We start from the raw sequence: 17,227 nt of genomic DNA, 5'->3' as shown, positions 1-17,227 counted from the left end.
CTCTATTCTATGAGGATTCGTTAAAATTTTCAAGTGTTGTGCTAAAATAATTTGCATTTTTTTGCGAAACAATCGCATAATAGAGTATAATAAAAAGAAAAAGGATATTTTTTTTAAGATGAAAAACAAAGATTCTCTTGCCGTTGGCATTATCGCTGAATACAACCCTTTTCACGATGGACACGCCTATCATATCAGGAGGGCCAAGGAGCTAACACAGGCAGAGTACTGCATCGTTGCCATGAGCGGAGATTTTGTCCAAAGAGGATCTCCTGCCATCTATGATAAATATACCAGAACAGCCATGGCATTGTCCTGCGGAGCTGATCTTGTGATCGAGCTTCCGTCAGTCTTTGCCTCCAGCAGTGCTGAGGATTTTGCCGCCTGCGGTGTTGCCCTCCTTAATAATCTGGGAGTAGTTGGCGGCCTCTGCTTTGGAAGCGAATGCGGAAATGTGGAAAAACTTTCCGGTATTGCTTCTATTTTAGCCACGGAACCCCCTGTTTATACGAAGGAGCTGCGCAGGGAGCTGAAAAAAGGGGCGACCTTTCCCCAGGCCAGAAACAAGGCCTCATCTCCTGCGGGATCCTGGACGAAGAGGACGCCTCCATTCTGGCATCCCCAAATAACATTCTGGGAGTTGAATATTGCAAGGCCCTTTACCGGCAGAAAAGCCCAATGACTCCCGTCACCATTTCCAGAAAAGGGTATGGATATCACGATACCAGCCTTGCCCCAGAAGGTTTCAGCTCTGCCACCGGAATCCGGAAGGCCCTTCATGAAAACCCGGATATTCTCACAAAGGGGGAATCTTCTCTGATACAGGTGCCGGATTCCGTAAAACAGATGATGGCCAAGGGCTTTCCAGTGTTTCCTGATGATTTGAGCGCTTTGTTGAACACTACCCTGCTTAAACTGGACTATGAGGGAATTCCCTTTGAAAAGTATGCCGATGTTTCAGAGGAATTGGCGGCCAGACTTTTAAGGCAGCTTCCGGATTTCTTTTCTTTTGAGGAAAAAATCAACCACTTAAAAACAAGGCAGTATACCTATACCCGGATCAGCCGGGCCCTTCTCCATATCGCCCTTGGGATCACTTCCCACCAGGTCACTCTGGGACGGAACGCCGGTTATGCCCCATATGCCCGTGTTTTAGGCTTTAAAAAAACTTCCACAGACCTTATGGGAGAAATAAAAAAGAGAGGGAGCATCCCTCTCATCACAAAAACTGCCGATTCCAGGCTCATTCTTTCCGGAGCAGCCTGGTCCATGCTCCGGCAGGATTTTTACTGCTCCCATATTTATCAGACTATTGCTCAGGACAAATATGGAATAAAAATGAAAAATGAGTTCACTCATTCCGTCGTCATCCTATGACGGCGGTTGAAGGAATTCGCTGATCTTATCTTTATATAGAAGAAACCGGGATTTGGGAACTACGATTCCCCGCTTCCACATTTCAAGAAGCTGTTCAAATGTGACAAATTTCGCATCTACCACTTCTTCCTGCTGAATGGTTATGTCTTTTATGGTAACATTTTGTCTGGTGATATAGGTGTCCACAAACCGCTCCTTCAGACGGACGGAATGAATCAGAAGGAGCCGCTCTTTTTCCGCCCGAATCCCAACCTCTTCTGAAAGCTCCCGCAGAGCTCCCTGGACAGTTGTTTCTCCAACAAGAACAGAGCCTCCGGTGCATTCCCACATAAGGCCATAGGGTTTATCCGGATGCCTTCTGGTCAGCAGAATCTCCTGATTCTCGTTTACCAGCCATACATCCGCTACAAGGTGGTATTCTCCTGTACCCAGCGGAACTCCGCGAACATGGGTTTTACCGGTAGCTGCCCGGTTTTCATCATAAACATCCCAAAGCTCCATAAGCCATTCCTCCTGACCTAAGAATCAGCAGCGCAGTTAAAAGTTTCCTCCATTCCAACCCCAGTGATCCACTTCCTCATACTTCACATAAATTTTATCCTGGGCAATGGAAAGCACATCCTTATAGATTTTACAGATTTCAGCAGTCAGCCTGTCGTAATCCCGTTCTGATGCATGTCCAAAAATCTTCACTTCCACAAAAGCCAGTTTTGTATTATTTTTTCCTTTAAAGTAAAGGGAACAGTTATCTTCAAAGCCAATCATGAGCCAGCTTTCCGACTTACCTGGAATGAGGCTGATAGCCTGTCCAAGCCTTGTTTTTAGTGCTGTTTTCTCTTCTTCTGATAATGTGATATTTACTTTAGAATTGATGAAAGGCACTGATTACTCCTCCTTAAGCTGTTTATTATATCATACCACAAATGATCAAAAATTACCATCTGCTTTCTATTTCCCATCCTCTTTTAACAGCAGACCTGCAAGGGTCAGCTTCCCATGGAGAAATTCCATGATTTCCTGAATCTCCCTGCGGTTATCCTTCTTTCCTCCCTGCTTTACTCCCCGGATCAGAATATTCTTCGGAGTGTGCTCCATGTCGATGAATTCCAGGATCTGGGTACGGTATCCCTGGTTTTCCAGAATTTCCGCCCTGAGGGCATCGGTATAAAGGGCGGCCATCCGTTCCCGGATCAGTCCATATTGGAATACAGGACCCATTAGCTCCTGATGCATGGTTTTGTTCAGTTCATGCTGACAGCAGGGAACTGACAAAATGACAGAAGCCCCCCAGCGGACCGCTTTTGCCAGGGCATAATCCGTAGCGGTATCACAGGCGTGAAGGGTCACCACCATATCTACATGGTCCACTCCCTCATAGGAAGCGATATCTCCATGATAAAATTTTAACTTATCATATCCATACCGTTCTCCCAGGCGATTACAGTCATCAATGACTGTCTGCTTTAAATCCAGCCCGATGACACGGATCAAATACCCTTTCAGCTCATGAAGATAGTAATACATGGCAAAGGTCAGATACGATTTCCCGCATCCAAAATCAATGATCACATTTTCTCTTTTTTTATCAAGCCTGGGAAGGATATCCTCAATAAATTCCAAAAAACGGTTGATCTGACGAAACTTATCGTACTTTGAAGCAATGACTTTTCCTTCCGCCGTCATAACTCCTAGATCCACCAGAAAAGGAACCGGGGTTCCTTCCTTTATAATATAACTCTTCTGCCTGTTATGCTGGGGAACAGGGAAGGTGCCTCAATTTTCTGCTGCCGCTTCACCTTGATGCTGGGACTTCCCTTTTTACTCACCAGAACTCTTACCTGGCCCTTACGGGATTCCAGTTCCATCTGGCGCAGCTTTCCATCTAACAGATCTGCAATATAGGTTATGCATTCCTCTGCAGAATAATTCTTATGAAAAGCCTGGTTTCCCACCAGCTCCTCCGCCTGAAATACCAGGCTTCCCTTTAGCAAAAGCGGGCGTACCTTTACCTTGGAAACGCCCTGCTTATCCGATGGATTGCTGATTACGATCCGAAGCAGATTTTCATCGAGAAATTCTCTGACTATTTCAATTAAATGTTCTTGTTCCTTCTGTTCCATAAAATCAGGCAATTCCTTTCCTCTTTTTCGCCCATGCTCTTTGGGCATAAAGGTATACCCGCAGGGTGTTTCCTCTTTTCTCTCCCATGCTTTTTGGGCATAAAGGCATACCCGCAGGGTGTTTCTGCTTTCAGTTTTCTGCCTCCACCCAGCTTACCCGCAAAAGCTCCGGGTAAGGTTCCAGATGTGCAAAATCATTAAAACGTTCCATGAAAAAAACGCCCTGTTTTTTCATTCCAGCACACTTCCGTGATGCTGCAGTTCTCAAGGGAATTTCCAAGGAGGCGGTAATATTTCGGTTCCATATGAAGCAGCGCTGTGGTCACGGTACGGATCACTCCTCCGTGAGTCACAACTGCAACATTCTGGTAACCGCTTGCAGCAATTTCTTCAAGGACAGGAATGGCCCGTTTTATTACGTCCCCGGCGCTCTCGCTCCAGGATAAGGCAAATCCTGCGCCATCCGTTCCTGTTCTTTCTTAAAATCCTTAAATCTTGCTGCTATCTCCTCATCCGCCATGCCTTCCATTTCTCCAAAGGAAATCTCCCTAAGCTCCTGCCTTATGATGTGCTTTGCATTCCAATACCGGTTTGCCTCCCTGGCAGTTTCCACAGCCCGGATCAAATGGCTGGAATATACTGCTTCAATGCCCTTTAAAGCCAGCCGTTCCCCGACTAATGCCGCCTGGCGGCAGCCTGCCTCGGATAGATCCACATCAACATTACAGAGTTTGCTGCTTTGCCGTCCATGGCGAATCAAATAAATATTCATCTCCTGTATCCTTCCTCCAGGGCAATTAATTTTTAAAGCTGTGAATAGGTGCCGGAATCCGTCCGCCTCTGGTTATGAATTTTTCACAGGAGTACCGGCTGACCGGCATAACAGGAGCATATCCTAATAAACCGCCGAATTCCACTGTTTCTCCAACGGATTTTCCAATAACCGGGATAATGCGGACTGCCGTGGTCTTCTGGTTAACCATTCCGATGGCAGATTCGTCTGCAATAATACCTGCAATGGTTGTGGCAGGTGTATCTCCCGGAATTGCAATCATATCAAGGCCAACCGAGCAAACGCATGTCATTGCTTCCAGCTTCTCTATGTTCAAAGCTCCCATGGCTACTGCATCGATCATTCCCTGATCCTCGCTGACCGGAATAAACGCGCCGCTTAAACCGCCTACATAGGAGGAGGCCATGACGCCGCCCTTTTTTTACCTGGTCATTTAACAGGGCAAGGGCTGCCGTGGTGCCCGGTGCGCCTACCCGTTCCAGACCGATCTCTTCCAGGATTTCAGCCACGCTGTCGCCAACGGCAGGAGTCGGTGCAAGAGATAAATCAATGATTCCAAAAGGAACATTCAGCCTTTTAGATGCTTCCTGGGCAACCAGCTGGCCCACACGGGTTATCTTAAAGGCAGTTTTCTTAATCGTCTCGCAGAGAACCTCAAAATCCTTTCCCCTGGCCGCTTCAATGGCAGTCTTAACAACCCCCGGACCGCTGACTCCCACATTAATGATAACATCCGCTTCCGTCACCCCGTGGAACGCTCCTGCCATAAAAGGATTATCATCCGGCGCATTGCAGAATACCACCAGCTTGGCGCAGCCGAGGGAATCACTGTCCTTTGTGGCCTTTGCCGTTTCCACTACAGTCTCTCCCATAAGGGCCACTGCATCCATGTTAATGCCTGTTTTTGTGGAACCTACATTGACAGAGCTGCATACACGTTCCGTACAGGCAAGGGCTGCAGGTATGGAGCAGATCAGGTTTTTATCTGCTGCTGTCATTCCCTTGCTCACCAGGCAGAATAGCCGCCGATGAAATTTACTCCCACTTCTTTGGCAGCACGGTCAAGGGTCTGTGCAATGGTCACAAAATCTTCCGGGCTCTTGCAGGCTGCACCGCCGACTATGGCAATGGGAGTTACGGAAATTCTTTTATTCACAATGGGAATACCAAAATCCTTTTCAATCTCCTTTCCCACTGCCACAAGATCTTTTGCAACGGTTGTGATTTTATTGTAAATTTTTTTCATTCACAGCTTTTAAGTCACCGTCACTGCAGTCAAGAAGGCTGATGCCCATGGTAATGGTACGCACATCAAGCAGCTCCTGTTCGATCATTTTATTGGTTTCATTCACTTCAAACATATTTAACATATCGGGAACCCATCCTTTTCTTAAGCCTTGAACTTGTTATCAGATACGGTGCATGCTGGTAAAAATTTCCTCACGCTGGCATTTTACCTTTACCCCGATTTCATCACCAATCTGTTCCAGCTCGTCAGCCAGCTCCCCGAACGGCTTTGCTGCGTCATTGATATCCACAATCATCATCATATTAAAAAAAGCCCTGAACAATGGTCTGGGAAATATCCAATATGTTCACCTGGTTGCCTGCCAGATAAGTACAAATCTTTGCTATGATCCCTACGGTGTCTTTTCCAACTACTGTAATAATCGTTTTGTTCATAATGTTTCTCCTCTTTCATTAGATTATACGGTGATAATTTCCGACATCTGATCTCTTTTTGCAACCGCTATGGAAAAATCCGATGCCTTAAATGGATTATCTCCTTCTGTGATCTCAAGCCTTACGGTTTCATAAGCAAGCTCTTCATAATTGTTCTCCTTGCTTAAATGGCCCAGCAGTACCTTTTTTAAGTTTTCATGGAGAATACAGCACAAAAGCCGCCCCGCATTCTCATTGGAAAGGTGTCCGTGATCTCCCAGGATCCGGCGTTTCAGATAGTAGGGATAAGGTCCTGCCTGCAGCATATTCACATCGTGATTGGACTCTATCAGCACTGCATCAAGTCCCTGAAGATGCTCGATAATATACTGGTCGTAATGTCCCATATCCGTGGCAACCGCAACAGACTTGCGGTCATGCTGGATCCTGTAAGCCACCGGATTTGACGCATCGTGGTCAATGGAAAAGGGCTTTACTTCCAGATCCCCCACATTAAAATCCACGTCAGGCCTGATGGCACAAAATAACTCCCTGGGGTATTCCCCCAGGTACTTCTGTTTTGATATCTCTTCCAGAGTCTCTCTTGTCCCATAAATGGGAACCCCATATTTCCTGGCCAGGACTCCAAGCCCTTTTGTATGGTCGGAATGTTCATGGGTGATGACGATTCCGGTCAGCTCACTACCCTTTATTCCTATCTCATTTAATCCCAGTTCGATCCGTTTGTTGCTTATCCCGGCATCCACCAGGATATGGGTGGAATCGGAGCCCACATAAATGCAGTTTCCGCTGCTTCCGCTTGCAATACTTACCAATCTCATTCTTTCCTCTTTTCAGCCTGCTTTCTGTGGGCAATGATATACCCGCAGGGTGTTTCCCTCTGCTTTTCAATATTTCAGCCAGCTGGCTTTTCACATCTTCCATGGAACCGTCATTTTCAATCACCCGCGTACAGCGTTTTAAAAACTCCGATTCAGAGGCCTGGCTCGCTATGATGCGTTCCGAATGCTCCCTCGTATAGCCCCTGTTTTCCGCTAAACGGCGGATCCTGTTCTCCTTTGACGCACGGACGTACCACATCTCCTCCCAGCTGTCATCCATTTTTTCATTCATAATTGCAAATTCTACCACAATAAGCTCTGCTTGGGAAGCAGAAATTTTATCCCTTATGGTTTTCCATACCATAGGGTGAATGATGTCATCCACGGTTTTCCTTGCCCCGTCATCCTGAAAAATACGTGCGGCCAGGGCTTTACGGTCAATGGTTCCATCGGATTTTAAAAGGTTCTCCCCCAGAGCTTCTGTCACAGCCAGATACCCTTCTTTTCCTGGCTCCATCAGCTCATGGCCAATTCATCCGCCTTGATCACTTCCGCACCGTATTCCTCCTTTAAAATAGAAAGAACCAGGCTTTTTCCGGCTCCGATCCCTCCGGTCAATCCAATCACTCTCATCCTTACACCAACCCTTTATTCTTATGAAGGCAACGCCCCGCCGGATGGACATAGCTCCAGGTCTATCCGGCGCCAGCCCATAAAATACCTTACAGCAGTCTGAAAGATATTTTACTTTGCATCGAACCAGGAATCCCCTACATTGGCCTCTACCTCAAGGGACACTGCAAGCTCTGCCGCATGCTTCATTTCTTCCACCAGAAGCTCTTTTACCTTATCAACCTCATCCTGATATGCTTCAATGAGAAGTTCATCATGGACCTGCAGGACGATCCGAGATTTTAATCCCTGTTTTCTCAAGGCATTGTCCACGCGGATCATGGCTATCTTGATAATATCTGCCGCAGTGCCCTGGATAGGAGAATTCATGCGACCCGTTCGCCAAAGGAGCGCTGCATGAAGTTGGAGGATTTCAGTTCAGGAACGGGACGGCGTCTGCCAAACATACTGACCGCATAGCCCTGTTCTTTTGCCTCAGCCACAAGACCGTCTAAAAATGATTTCACTCCAGGATAGGTTTCAAAATATTTGCTGATGTATTCCGAAGCCTCTTTTCTGGTGATGCTTAAGCCCTCACTCAGTCCAAAGGAGCTGATTCCATATACAATGCCGAAGTTTACAGCCTTTGCATTCCTTCTCTGAAGAGGAGTCACCTCATCAAGAGGAACATGAAACACCTGGGAAGCCGTGATGGCATGGATATCCTCCGCCTGTCGGTAGGCCCCGATTAGGCGCTGGTCTCCTGACATATGGGCCAGCACTCTCAGTTCAATCTGGGAATAGTCCGCATCCACAAACACGCAGCCCTCCTGAGGCACGAAAACCTTTCTGATTTCCCTTCCCAGCTCCACGCGGACCGGAATGTTCTGTAAATTAGGTTCCGTACTGCTGATTCTTCCCGTAGCTGTGATCGTCTGGTTAAAGGTTCCGTGAATCCGCTCATCCGGCCCAATGTAGGCTGCCAGCCCGTCTGCGTAAGTGGAATTTAATTTGGTCAGCTGTCTGTAATCCAGAATTAAGTTGACCGCAGGCCAGTCAGGCGCCAGCTTTTCCAATACATCAGCTGCTGTTGAATAACCGGTTTTTGTCTTTTTCCCTCCCGGAATCTTCATATTGTCAAAGAGTACCTCTCCCAGCTGCTTGGGGGAATTGATGTTAAAGGTTTCTCCCGTTTCTTCATATATCTTCTGCTCCAGCTCCGCGATACGGACCTTTAAACGATCCCCATATTCCTTCAGGCGTTCCCTTTCCACGCGGATTCCTGCTTCCTCCATATGAAACAGGCTGTAGATCAAAGGCATTTCGATTTCATAAAACAGCTTATCCATGGCTGCCTTTTTAAGTGACTCACAAAGCAGGTCATGACATTTAAAGGCAATATAGGACATATAACAGATGCAGGAAACGGCTTTTTCCCTGTTTTCCTCCAGCCCGCACTTAAAGGAGCTTTTTCCTAAAAGCTCTGTTTTGGATGGGATGGAAAGATCCAGATAATCCTCTGCCAGATCATTGTATTCATATGAATCCTTTAACGGATTTAACAGATATCCGGCAACGCTGCATCAAAAACCTGACTTTCCGGCATAAGCTTTAAAAACGCAAGCTGGCTCTTTAAGTGAATGACGGTTGTCTGTCCTGCCCTCTTACAGATTTCCTCTGCTTTCTCTGCCAGGTATTCCGGCTTAAGAGCGCCCTGTGGAATAAAGCAGTACACTTCTGTCTCACTGCAGCAAAGAGACAGGCTGATACGGCCTTGTCCTCAACCACCAGCTGCAGCCCCAGCCTGCTGCCTGCTGCGCACTTTAAGAATATGGACTCAGCCTCTGAAAGGTCTGTAACTGCGTGAAAGCCTGATTCCAGTGACGGCTCCTCCTCTTCTCCCGGGAAAGAGGCCGGAACGAAATCCATATCAATTATTTTTTGAATCTCTGCCTGTTCAAGGGTTTTCGTGTAATCCAGGTGGATATCGCAATCCCTGCGAAGGGTAGCAAGCGCTTGCTTCCGCCTTATTGCTTCCTGATTCCCGCTAAGTGCTTCCCGGATTCTCTGAGATTCTATTGCTTCTATATGATTATAAATATTTTCAACGCTGTGATGTTCCCTTATCAGCTGACAGGCGGTTTTCTCACCGATTCCCCATTCTCCTGCCAGTGCAAAAACACCTGCAAGAGTCTCTGGCTCCAGGCCAAGCTCTTCCCGTACAAGCTCTGTGGAATAGGCTTTAAACTCCAGCCCCTCTTCCCCGACAGCCGGAATCTTAAGGGTCACATGTTCTTCCACTGCCTGTAAAAGTATTCGCTCATCAGACAGGATCACGATTTCCCCCTCTTCCTCCTGGCATCTTTTTGCCAATGAAGCCAAAACATCGGTTGAAGTATATCCTTCCTTTTTAAGAACAGGAATATCCAGGGTAAGCAGCGTTTCCCTTAAACCCTCTTCCTCCTTTAAAAGCCCCTCGTACACTGCTGTATTTTTATATGATTCCTTTTGTCTGCCTTCTGTTTCAGAATCAAAGGCAACAGCAAGGTAGTCCGCTTCTTTTGCCTCCAAAAGCTTCATGATCAGGCTTTGAATCCCTTTCGCTCCATTGGAAGGAAGTCCATAAAAGGCGTTCCTTAGCATACTGCTTCCATCTACTAATACTATTTTTTTTCTGCTCATGTTTCCTCTTTCCTGCCCATGCTTTTTGGGCATAAAAGTATACCCGCAGGGTGTTTCCTCTTTCCTGCCCACACGTTTGGGGCACAAGGTTATACCTGCAGGGTACGTTTTCCCATCATAGTAAGCCCCACTGCATCCAGATCCGGCACTGCAGAAGGACTGTAAAAATCAGTGCCATTGCGCTGACTGTAGCTACCGCATACCTGGCAATTTTAATACACCGAATGACCTGAAGCCTTTGTCTGGACTGTTCTATGGTTGACTCCAGCGCTCCTTTTATATTATAATTCCCCGTTTCAGAATCCAGTTCCCTGATTCCCACGTCCACAGTAAAGTATATTTCCAGCTCTTCCCGGCAATCCGGACAGGACTCCATATGTTTCAGAAATTCCTCCAGTTCGTCGTCCGTCAGTTCGTCATTGATGTATGGCATGACCAGACGTTCTACTTCTTTACATGTCATGGTCCAGACACCTCCTTAAATACATCTTCTATCTATCATACAATATATTTTGTTCATTTTCAATTTAATAATCACAAAAAAACACTTGCCAAATGGAAAATCCTATGATAGAATAATGAGCGTTGCAAGTAAAGGCCGGCATGTCGGAATGGCAGACGAGGCGGACTCAAAATCCGTTGATGGCAACATCGTGTGGGTTCAAGTCCCACTGCCGGCACTACACCCTTGGCAGGGAGCAAGGCCCTGGAGATCTGAAAGAATCAGATTTCCAGGGCCTTTTCTCTGTTTGGCAGCACCCACTTCCAATAATTTCCTATTTTTTTTCTTAATTCGTGAAAAATCCCGGACACAGCCCCGATATTTGTGATATACTGTAAAAAATCCGCAAAAATGAAGGGAGGTAATCCTATGAAACGAAACACAGTTATCCCAGCCCTTTTCATCACCTGCGCCCTGATTTTAAGCGGCTGCGGACAAAAAAATTATGTTAAGACCGATTTGCCAGGCACCTCTGCGGCTGCGGACGGAGAATCCATGTCCTCTGCCACCGAAGCGCCAGAGCCTGTAAAAATCGAAAACCCTGATAACCAGGCTCAGCAAAAAGAAACAGACAACAGCACCTCTGTCTCCGGCATCACTGCTGCCCTCCACACCTATAAAGAAGGAAATGTTTCCATTCAATACCCTGCCATCTCCGGTTTAGAGGATGGCGCAATGGAGGAAAAAATCAACTCTCTGTTAAAAAGCAATGCCCTGGAGATATTAAAAGCCTATTCTGTCAACACAGAAAAGGACAGCCTTTCTATTACAGCCAAGGTAAACTCCGTAGACAGAAAGCGGATCACCGCCATATACACCGGACTTATTTCCGGGGATGGAGCAGCTCATCCGGTCAATGTGTTTTTTACCAATACGGTTGATATATCCCAGGCAAAGAATATAAGACTCAAGGATTATGCCGATCCAAACGTGCTGGCTGAATACATCCGTTCCGATAACTGCCAGTTCTACAATACTTCTCCTGAACTTACAGAAGCCTTAATTCCTTTCCTTGCTGAAACCAGTCAGGAAACATATGCAAAAATGTTCAAACAAGGGGATTTTCCCATGGAATCAGTATCCTCAGACTCCACTCCTGCTTTTCCGGAATCCTTTAGCTATGAAGATCACGGCACCATTATTATTTCCATTCCAGTTCCTCATAGCCTGGGGGATTTTGCACTGATAAAATATACTCCCGAGACAAAATAGGAAAAATAGTTGCCTTTTACCCCTTTCTTTGATAAAATAGGACGGAAAATAAAAAGAAATGGGGTAAAATAATGAGTAACAACGAAAAACTGACAACCTGGGATTATCCGCTCAGCATCCAGCACCTGTTCCCTATATCCGGCGCTGCGGTGCATACCCTTACTGATAAGTTTCATTCCATGGCCGGCACTATTTTCTTTAAGTGTTGGCACCTTAATATTCCACTGCTGTACTAAATTTAAGGTTCCTGTATTCCCTGGTTCCTCCTTCGCTTTTGGCCGCTGCCACCGCAGTTATCCGACCGGAAGGAACCGTGATCCCAGGAAACCGGCCTTTAGCACAGGGTGGAATTATTTTTGCGGTATTTTGACTTGGATTCCCACAGCTTGGAGAACTTAATGTTAAAGAAAGCCCCATTTCATGAAACATTTCAGGTCTGTTTCCAGCGGACATAATCGGAGCTCTTATGAGCCTCATATTGCTGGAAACCCCTGATACACTAAGAGTATAAAGAAAGGATTTAAAACTATTATGGACTTTTCAATGGACAATGTAACTGTTTTTACCCACCCGCTTATTCAGCACAAGATCTCTATTTTAAGAGATAAAAGGACAGGAACCAATGAGTTCCGCGCCCTTATCGAAGAGATTGCAATGCTGATGGGATTTGAAGCTTTAAGAGATCTCCCCTTACAGGATGTAGAGGTGGAAACTCCCATTGAGACCTGCATGACTCCTATGATTGCCGGTAAAAAAATGGCTGTCGTTCCCATTCTTCGTGCAGGACTTGGCATGGTCAACGGAATCCTGGCTTTGGTTCCCTCCGCAAAAGTGGGCCACATCGGCCTTTATCGTGATGAAGTTACCCATGAGCCTCACGAATACTACTGTAAGCTGCCAAGCCCTATTGAGCAGAGAACCATTGTTGTCACCGATCCCATGCTGGCAACCGGCGGTTCCGCAATAGCCGCTGTGGATTTCATTAAACAGCATGGTGGAAGGAATATCAAGTTCATGGCCATTATCGCTGCTCCGGAAGGCTTAGAGAAGCTTCGTGAGGCACATCCGGACATACAGATCTACATCGGACATCTGGACCGCCAGTTAAATGAAAACGCCTATATCTGTCCTGGACTGGGAGATGCAGGGGATAGAATTTTCGGCACAAAGTAGCAGACACAAAGGAATGCAAAAAACGCGCATTGATTTGGCATATTAAGCCGCTTCATGCGCGTTTCTTTTAGATATTTTTTATCCGATTCCTTTATATAGGATGCTAAGTGCGAACACCAATGCAGCAAGAAAAACATAAACGAATTTTGCAGTAAAAAGATAAGCTGCCCCTAATGGCTTCTTCCGTCCCCTGTTTAATTCTTCCATGATCCTGCCGTCTTTTAAAACCCAGTAAATCATGATGGAGCATAAAACAGCACCAAAAGGAACTACATATATTGTAATCAGATCCATAAAGAATCCCATATACGGCTCATATTCTATGAAAAGCCCAGGAATAAATACTGCGGCCCCTACTAAGAAAATAGACTTTTTACGGGACAGGTGGAGGTGGGTCTGGACAGCCTCTGAGCACACCTCAAGCATGTTTACCAAAGAAGTCACCCCGGCAAACAACACGGAGAGGAAAAACAGCACTGCCACCCATCTTCCTGCCGGAATCATGGAAAAGACCTTGGGGACCGTGATGAACATAAGAGGAGGACCGCTTGCAGGATCCATCTGGAAGGCAAAGACCGCCGGAATAATGGCAAAACCAGCCAAAAGCGCCGCAATTGTATCAAGCAATGCGGTAGTAAGGGCCGCCTTGGGAATATCTTCCTTTTTATCCAGATAGCTTCCGTAAATGACCATTCCGGAGCCTGTAATGGATAAGGAAAAGAATGCCTGTCCCATGGCCATCACCCAGGTTTCCGGCTTAAGCAAGTACTCCCATCTTGGAACCAGCAGATATTCATAGCCTGCCAGAGAGCCTGGAAGAAAAAAAGACCCGTACTGCAATGATCGCAAACAAAATAAAAAAAGACGGCATCATGATTGCATTCACTTTTTCAATGCCCTTTAAAACGCCTCCTGCCAGTACTGCCACAGTAATGACCACCACAAGAAAATGCCAGGGCACACTGCCGAATTTTCCTGTCATGCCGGAAAAGTACTCCCTTGCATCCGTATTCATCATTACACCGGTCAGGGAACCGAACAGATACTTAAGAACCCAGCCTACAATAATAGCGTAGCCAATGGCAATGCCAAGAGAACCAATCAAAGGAATGGCTCCAAGAAAGGCTCCGCCCTTTTTGCCCCTGGTCTTCATGGCATAATCATAGGAACCAATAGGGCCTGTCCCAGTCAGCCTTCCAAAAGCAAACTCGCCGGAAAGCCCGACCATGCCAAACAAAAAAATAAAGCCGAAATACACCAATAAAAAAGCAGCTCCCCCATACTGCCCCAGGCGGTAGGGAAACATCCAGATGTTCCCCATACCTACCGCAGAGCCAACAGAAGCTAGAATAAACCCGATCCGTGAACCAAAGGTCCCGTTCTTCGTCGCAGTGTGTTGTTTATCCATTGTATTGTTCCTTATTCCTCAATAATTTTTTTCTCTACGATTTCTCCCTGATTCTTATAGATGGAATTAGCGTCAACACAGCCTCTGACGCAGGAAAGAGGATAAACAATGGATTTCGGTCCGATTACGGTTCCTGGATTTAAGACTGCACCGCAGCCAATTTCAGTGAAATCGCCAATGATCGCGCCGAATTTCTTAAGCCCTGTCTCAATATCTCCGTCTTCTGCATGAACTGTAACAAGAGACTTATCGGTTTTTACGTTGGAAGCCAGAGAAGAAGCGCCCATATGAGACTTATATCCTAAAATGGAATCTCCTACATAGTTATAGTGAGGAACCTGTACACCGTCAAAAAGAATGGAATTCTTAATTTCAGAAGAGTTTCCTATTACAGCACCTTCTCCTATGATGGCATTGCCTCTGATAAATGCACAATGACGGATCTGTGCGCCCTTGCAGATGATTACATGCTCACCCATACAGGCTGTTGGCGGAAGATTTATGGATTTATGGATCCACACCGCTTTTCCTACGTGAACATACTCATCCTTTGGAAGACGCTGTCCCAGGGAAACGATGAATTCACTGATTTTAGGAAGAATTTCCCATGGATAAGTGGTCTGTTCAAATAATAATTTGGCTATGGTATGAGTGGTATCAAATAAGTCCTGGTTTGTCATATCTTCTTTTTTTCATTTTATAATCTCCTATTTTTGTTTTTTTATAATTAGCTGCCGCAGCATCAAATACACCATGCAGATCGTAATGATTATTGAGTCTTAAAACTCCTGCGGTCCGCCCGGCAACAAAATTCTCCAGTTTCTGCATATATTCTTCCGGGGTAATGGTCCCCTCAGCCACATAATTCAGCCCTTTTTCCCAGCTTGCCGTCAATTCCGGATTAAGGAGCTGTCTGATGGAAGCATTGACTACGTCAAAAATCATTTCTCCCAAAAGAGTGGGAACAATTACCTGAGTCTTGCTGTTTAAAGAAAGATACTTGATATGAAACAGCTTTTTTTAAAATCTCAGCCCGGGTAGCACTGGTTCCTATTCCGCTTCCCTTTATCTGGCGCGTAGCTCTTCATCTTCTATAAGCTGTCCGGCATTTTCCATGGCTAAGATCATGGAACCGGATGTATAGCGCTTGGGCGGGGAGGTTTCTCCTTCCTTAATCTGCAGCTTTTTAAGAGAAAGCTTCATTCCCTTTTTCAGGGTTCCAAGCATGGCAATGAATGCGGGATTGTCCATTTGATTTTGAGAGGATTCTGGATTGCTTTCCTCCTGTCCGTTGTCTTCAGAGGGAGTTTCTGATTTTCCTTCATCCTGCTGCTTCTTTTTTTCCCCAGGATACCTCGGCGACTTTTAAATAGCCCGCTTCCAGCATGACACGGAAATTGGCATAGAAATGTTCCTTGCCCGGCACCTGGTTAACCGGTGCAGGCTCTGTATCCGCCACAAGCTCCAGTGCATATTTCTGATAGACAGCCGGCGGATAAAAGACGCATATAAATCTTCTTGCTATGACCTCATAAACCTTTAGTCCTAAGGGAGACAGGCCCCTTAATGCGGCCAGTCCCTGACCGGTGGGTATGATGGCATAATGGTCCGTTATCTGCTTATCATTGACGTACCTGGTTTTTTCGATGGTCTTGTAGGAACCCTTCTCCATAACCTCTGCCGCTGCTTCCGCCATAGGTTCAAAGCCCTTAAGCCCGGCTATGTTCTTATGGATTTCCTTTGCAACCGCCGTGGATAAAACTCTGGCATCGGTTCTTGGGTAAGTGACCATCTTCTTTTCATAAAGCTCCTGAACCAGCTTCAAGGTCTCATCAGCTGATCTTAAACATTCTGGAACAGTCATTCTGAAGCTCAGCCAGATTGTAAAGCAAGGGAGGATTCTTTGTTTCCTTTTTCTTTTCTATGGAAGCAACGGTTCCTTCCATGGGATTCATAAGAGACAGGGTACTGATCAGCTCTTCTGCGTATTTTCGTTCCTTAAAGCCGTTTTCCTTATAAAGGAACGGGGATTCAAAATACCTGGATCCTGGGGCGCTTTTCCACTCCCCGTCAAAATCCATGCCCGATAGTTCGGGGTTTGCTGCATCCTCTCTGGAAAAGGTTCCGATTACACGGTAAAACGGGGTCTTAACAAACTCCCTTATCTCCCGTTCTCTCCGTACCACCATTCCCATGACACAGGTCATGACCCTGCCGACGGATATTACCGTATTCTTCCCGCTCTTTAAATAATTGGAAATGTTCTGCCCATATCTTAGTGTAAGCAATCGGGAAAAATTAATTCCCATGAGATAATCTTCTTTTGCCCTTAAATAGGCGGAGGCCGAAAGATTATCGTATTCAGATTCATCCTTTGCTTCCCGGATGCCTCTTAAAATCTCTTCCTCTGTCTGGGAATCAATCCACACACGCTTCTGCTTCTTGTCCCTGACCCCTGCCATTTGCGCCACCAGACGGTATATGTACTCTCCTTCCCGCCCGGAGTCCGTGCACACATAAATGGTCTCCACATCAGGACGGTTCAGCAGACTGCTTACAATTTTAAATTGCTTTTCAGCGTTTGGGATCACCTCGTACTTAAATTCCTTGGGAAGAAAAGGAAGGGTGGAAAGGCTCCACCGCTTGAATTTGGGATCATAGCTTTCCGGATAGCTCATCGTTACCAGATGTCCTACGCACCAGGTAATGATCACCTGATCCGATTCTATATATCCATCCCTGCGCCGTCCATTCGCCTTTAAAGCATTGGCAAACTCCTGGGCCACACTTGGTTTTTCTGCAATGTATAACGATTTCGACATATATCTCCCTACCGCCTTATGA

General features: G+C 46.1%; 14 protein-coding genes, 1 tRNA gene and 7 pseudogenes. 5 read left to right on the top strand and 17 right to left on the bottom strand.

All coding sequences use genetic code 11. The features are described from left to right. Positions 1–118: 118 nt before the first annotated feature. Together JCM10519_RS24630 and JCM10519_RS24625 are read left to right on the top strand one after the other, a co-directional pair. Complete coding sequence (locus tag JCM10519_RS24630) at positions 119–682, top strand: nucleotidyltransferase family protein (protein WP_347842648.1); 564 nt, start codon at positions 119–121, stop codon at positions 680–682. Further along, positions 574–1,377 (top strand): nucleotidyltransferase family protein, encoded by an 804-nt coding sequence (locus JCM10519_RS24625; protein WP_347842906.1) that lies wholly within the window; start codon positions 574–576, stop codon positions 1,375–1,377. The genes JCM10519_RS24630 and JCM10519_RS24625 overlap by 109 nt, the downstream gene beginning before the upstream one ends. On the opposite strand, the gene JCM10519_RS00400 is transcribed toward JCM10519_RS24625, so the two are convergent. The 14 genes and pseudogenes from JCM10519_RS00400 to JCM10519_RS00355 form a co-directional block, all read right to left on the bottom strand. Next, complete coding sequence (locus tag JCM10519_RS00400; RefSeq protein ID WP_054737640.1) at positions 1,372–1,878, bottom strand: NUDIX domain-containing protein; 507 nt, start codon at positions 1,876–1,878, stop codon at positions 1,372–1,374. The genes JCM10519_RS24625 and JCM10519_RS00400 overlap by 6 nt on opposite strands. A 36-nt stretch (positions 1,879–1,914) precedes the next feature. Then, positions 1,915–2,259 carry a phenylpyruvate tautomerase MIF-related protein gene (locus JCM10519_RS00395; protein ID WP_054737639.1) on the bottom strand — a complete coding sequence of 115 codons (345 nt, stop codon included), beginning with the start codon at positions 2,257–2,259 and terminating at the stop codon, positions 1,915–1,917. A 66-nt stretch (positions 2,260–2,325) separates the two neighbouring features. Beyond that, the gene (locus JCM10519_RS24620) at positions 2,326–3,060 is read right to left on the bottom strand and encodes an SAM-dependent methyltransferase (protein WP_347842647.1); all 735 of its coding nucleotides are present in this window, start codon (positions 3,058–3,060) and stop codon (positions 2,326–2,328) included. Positions 3,061–3,101: 41 nt separating this feature from the next. Next, positions 3,102–3,545: a hypothetical protein gene (locus JCM10519_RS24615; protein WP_347842646.1), complete on the bottom strand. Its 444-nt coding sequence runs from the start codon at positions 3,543–3,545 to the stop codon at positions 3,102–3,104. A 149-nt stretch (positions 3,546–3,694) separates the two neighbouring features. Then, positions 3,695–4,269 (bottom strand): annotated as a pseudogene (locus tag JCM10519_RS00385) (histidine phosphatase family protein). Positions 4,270–4,294: 25 nt separating this feature from the next. Further along, positions 4,295–4,657, bottom strand: coding sequence for a DUF711 family protein (locus JCM10519_RS24610; RefSeq protein WP_347842905.1), 363 nt, complete (start codon positions 4,655–4,657; stop codon positions 4,295–4,297). Then, a pseudogene (locus tag JCM10519_RS00380) lies at positions 4,554–5,536 on the bottom strand (DUF711 family protein). The gene JCM10519_RS24610 and the pseudogene JCM10519_RS00380 overlap by 104 nt, the downstream one beginning before the upstream one ends. After that, entirely contained in the window at positions 5,517–5,660 is a 144-nt protein-coding gene (locus tag JCM10519_RS24605; RefSeq protein ID WP_347842645.1) for a DUF711 family protein, read from the bottom strand. The pseudogene JCM10519_RS00380 and the gene JCM10519_RS24605 overlap by 20 nt, the downstream one beginning before the upstream one ends. Positions 5,661–5,699: 39 nt before the next feature. After that, positions 5,700–5,973 (bottom strand): annotated as a pseudogene (locus JCM10519_RS00375) (ACT domain-containing protein). Between the two features lie 23 nt (positions 5,974–5,996). Further along, complete coding sequence (locus JCM10519_RS00370) at positions 5,997–6,788, bottom strand: MBL fold metallo-hydrolase (RefSeq protein WP_347842904.1); 792 nt, start codon at positions 6,786–6,788, stop codon at positions 5,997–5,999. Further along, positions 6,673–7,427: pseudogene (coaE, locus tag JCM10519_RS00365) on the bottom strand (dephospho-CoA kinase). The gene JCM10519_RS00370 and the pseudogene coaE overlap by 116 nt, the downstream one beginning before the upstream one ends. Positions 7,428–7,538: 111 nt before the next feature. Further along, positions 7,539–8,701 (bottom strand): annotated as a pseudogene (locus tag JCM10519_RS24600) (DNA polymerase). Between the two features lie 337 nt (positions 8,702–9,038). Then, positions 9,039–10,088 (bottom strand): 5'-3' exonuclease H3TH domain-containing protein, encoded by a 1,050-nt coding sequence (locus JCM10519_RS24595; protein WP_347842644.1) that lies wholly within the window; start codon positions 10,086–10,088, stop codon positions 9,039–9,041. A gap of 115 nt (positions 10,089–10,203) precedes the next feature. Beyond that, on the bottom strand, positions 10,204–10,551 hold the full coding sequence (locus JCM10519_RS00355; protein WP_054737637.1) for a zf-HC2 domain-containing protein: 348 nt from the start codon (positions 10,549–10,551) through the stop codon (positions 10,204–10,206). Positions 10,552–10,685: 134 nt separating this feature from the next. Between JCM10519_RS00355 and JCM10519_RS00350 the strand changes: the two genes are divergently transcribed. The 3 genes from JCM10519_RS00350 to upp all read left to right on the top strand — a co-directional run bounded on the left by JCM10519_RS00350 (position 10,686) and on the right by upp (position 12,975). After that, positions 10,686–10,768: transfer RNA gene (locus tag JCM10519_RS00350), tRNA-Leu, on the top strand. A gap of 191 nt (positions 10,769–10,959) precedes the next feature. Next, on the top strand, positions 10,960–11,802 hold the full coding sequence (locus JCM10519_RS00345) for a hypothetical protein (protein ID WP_054737636.1): 843 nt from the start codon (positions 10,960–10,962) through the stop codon (positions 11,800–11,802). Positions 11,803–12,345: 543 nt separating this feature from the next. Next, entirely contained in the window at positions 12,346–12,975 is a 630-nt protein-coding gene (gene upp / locus JCM10519_RS00335) for a uracil phosphoribosyltransferase (protein ID WP_054737837.1), read from the top strand. 78 nt (positions 12,976–13,053) lie between these two features. Here the strand turns inward: upp and JCM10519_RS00330 are convergent. The 3 genes and pseudogenes from JCM10519_RS00330 to JCM10519_RS00320 form a co-directional block, all read right to left on the bottom strand. After that, positions 13,054–14,383: pseudogene (locus tag JCM10519_RS00330) on the bottom strand (sodium-dependent transporter). A gap of 11 nt (positions 14,384–14,394) precedes the next feature. Continuing rightward, on the bottom strand, positions 14,395–15,063 hold the full coding sequence (locus tag JCM10519_RS00325; RefSeq protein ID WP_054737634.1) for a UDP-N-acetylglucosamine pyrophosphorylase: 669 nt from the start codon (positions 15,061–15,063) through the stop codon (positions 14,395–14,397). Beyond that, a pseudogene (locus JCM10519_RS00320) lies at positions 15,041–17,205 on the bottom strand (DNA topoisomerase). Before JCM10519_RS00320 ends, JCM10519_RS00325 begins: the two are co-directional and overlap by 23 nt. Positions 17,206–17,227 lie beyond the last annotated feature (22 nt).

Source organism: Clostridium sp. NkU-1, assembly GCA_001312405.1.
Note: the sequence above shows the minus strand (reverse complement) of the source record. Positions and strands in the feature narration are given on the sequence as shown.

Excerpts from the sequence above, each read along its gene's own strand:
- JCM10519_RS24630 (WP_347842648.1), top strand. The coding sequence starts at position 119 with ATGAAAAACAAAGATTCTCTTGCCGTTGGCATTATCGCTGAATACAAC.
- JCM10519_RS00400 (WP_054737640.1), bottom strand. The coding sequence starts at position 1,878 with ATGGAGCTTTGGGATGTTTATGATGAAAACCGGGCAGCTACCGGTAAA.
- JCM10519_RS24620 (WP_347842647.1), bottom strand. The coding sequence starts at position 3,060 with ATGACGGCGGAAGGAAAAGTCATTGCTTCAAAGTACGATAAGTTTCGT.
- JCM10519_RS24615 (WP_347842646.1), bottom strand. The coding sequence starts at position 3,545 with ATGCCCAAAGAGCATGGGCGAAAAAGAGGAAAGGAATTGCCTGATTTT.
- JCM10519_RS24605 (WP_347842645.1), bottom strand. The coding sequence starts at position 5,660 with ATGTTAAATATGTTTGAAGTGAATGAAACCAATAAAATGATCGAACAG.
- JCM10519_RS24595 (WP_347842644.1), bottom strand. The coding sequence starts at position 10,088 with ATGAGCAGAAAAAAAATAGTATTAGTAGATGGAAGCAGTATGCTAAGG.
- JCM10519_RS00355 (WP_054737637.1), bottom strand. The coding sequence starts at position 10,551 with ATGACATGTAAAGAAGTAGAACGTCTGGTCATGCCATACATCAATGAC.
- JCM10519_RS00345 (WP_054737636.1), top strand. The coding sequence starts at position 10,960 with ATGAAACGAAACACAGTTATCCCAGCCCTTTTCATCACCTGCGCCCTG.
- upp (WP_054737837.1), top strand. The coding sequence starts at position 12,346 with ATGGACAATGTAACTGTTTTTACCCACCCGCTTATTCAGCACAAGATC.
- JCM10519_RS00325 (WP_054737634.1), bottom strand. The coding sequence starts at position 15,063 with ATGACAAACCAGGACTTATTTGATACCACTCATACCATAGCCAAATTA.